General features: G+C 69.2%; 1 protein-coding gene. It reads left to right on the top strand.

The window, feature by feature from the left end; all coding sequences use genetic code 11:
• Nucleotides 1-1,790: glycoside hydrolase family 3 protein (locus Q0907_RS18935; RefSeq protein WP_299347592.1), on the top strand; the 1,790-nt coding region annotated here is incomplete at both ends.

The following is a 1,790-nucleotide window of genomic DNA, read 5'->3' on the forward strand; positions in this document are numbered from 1 at the left end:
GCCCTGATGCTGGCGCTGGTCGCCTGCAAGGGCGACGACAAGGCGGCCGCGCCCGCGACCGCCGCCGATGCCACTCCGTGGCCGCAGGTCGCCTGGCCGCTGGCCGAGGACGCGGCGCTCGAGCAGCGCATCACCGACCTGATGGCCACGATGACGGTGGAGGAGAAGGTCGGCCAGCTGGTGCAGGGCGATATCGCCAGCATCACGCCGGACGACGTGCGCAAGTACCGGCTCGGCTCGATCCTGGCCGGCGGCAATTCAGACCCCGGCGGGCGCTACGACGCCTCGCCGACCGAGTGGCTCGCGCTGGCCGATGCCTTCTACGAGGCGTCGATGGATACCTCGCAGGGCGGCAAGGCGATCCCGATCATCTTCGGCATCGATGCCGTGCACGGGCAGAGCAACATCGTCGGCGCCACGCTGTTCCCGCACAACATCGGTCTGGGCGCGACGCGCAATCCGGATCTGCTGCGCCGGATTGGCGAGGTCACCGCGCTGGAGACGCGCGCCACGGGCATGGAGTGGGCGTTCGCGCCGACCGTGGCGGTGCCGCAGGACGACCGCTGGGGCCGTTCGTACGAAGGCTATTCGGAATCGCCCGAGATCGTGGCCAGTTACGCCGGTGCGATGGTCGAGGGCCTGCAGGGCAAGGTCGGCACGCCCGGCTTCCTCGACGGCCGCCACGTGATCGCCTCGGTGAAGCACTTCCTCGGCGACGGCGGCACCACCAACGGCAAGGACCAGGGCGATACGAAGATCAGCGAAGCCGACCTGGTGCGCATCCATGGCGCCGGCTATCCGCCGGCGATCGCGGCCGGCGCGCAGACGGTGATGGCCTCGTTCAACAGCGTCAACGGCGAGAAGATGCACGGCAACAAGCCGTACCTGACCGACGCACTGAAGGGCCGCATGCAGTTCGGCGGCTTCGTGGTCGGCGACTGGAACGGCCACGGCCAGGTGAAGGGCTGCACGAACACCGACTGCCCGGCCACGATCAACGCCGGCCTGGACATGGCGATGGCCTCCGACAGCTGGAAGGGCTTCTACGAGACCACGCTGGCGGCGGTGAAGGCCGGCACGATCAGCCAGGAGCGGCTGGATGATGCGGTGCGGCGCATCCTGCGGGTGAAGGTCCGCCTGGGCCTGTTCGAGGCGGGCAAACCGTCGACGCGGGCCGTCGGTGGCCAGTTCGCCCTGCTCGGCGCCCCCGAGCACCGCGCCGTGGCACGCCAGGCGGTGCGCGAATCGCTGGTGCTGCTGAAGAATGCCGGCGGCGTACTGCCGTTGGCGCCGAAGCAGCGCATCCTCGTGGCCGGCGATGGCGCGAACGATGTCGGCAAGCAGGCCGGCGGCTGGACGCTCAACTGGCAGGGCACGGGCACCACGCGCAAGGATTTCCCGAACGCCGACTCGATCTACGAGGGCATCGCGCAGCAGGCGAAGGCGGCGGGAGGCGAGGCGATCCTCGCCGTCGACGGCACGTACACGCAGAAGCCCGACGTGGCGGTGGTCGTGTTCGGCGAGAATCCGTACGCGGAGTTCCAGGGCGACCTGACCACGCTGTTGTACAAGCCCGGCGATGACAGCGATCTGCAAATGATCAAGCGGCTGAAGGCCGAGGGCATCCCCGTGGTGGCGGTGTTCCTGAGCGGGCGCCCGCTGTGGATGAACCGCGAGATCAATGCCGCCGATGCGTTCGTGGCCGCCTGGCTGCCGGGTTCGGAAGGCGCGGGAATCGCGGATGTACTGCTGCGCAAGGCCGATGGCAGCGTGCAGCACGACTTCAAGGG

It is taken from the genome of uncultured Pseudoxanthomonas sp., from assembly GCF_947498795.1.
In the GTDB taxonomy this organism is placed as follows: Bacteria; Pseudomonadota; Gammaproteobacteria; order Xanthomonadales; family Xanthomonadaceae; genus Pseudoxanthomonas_A.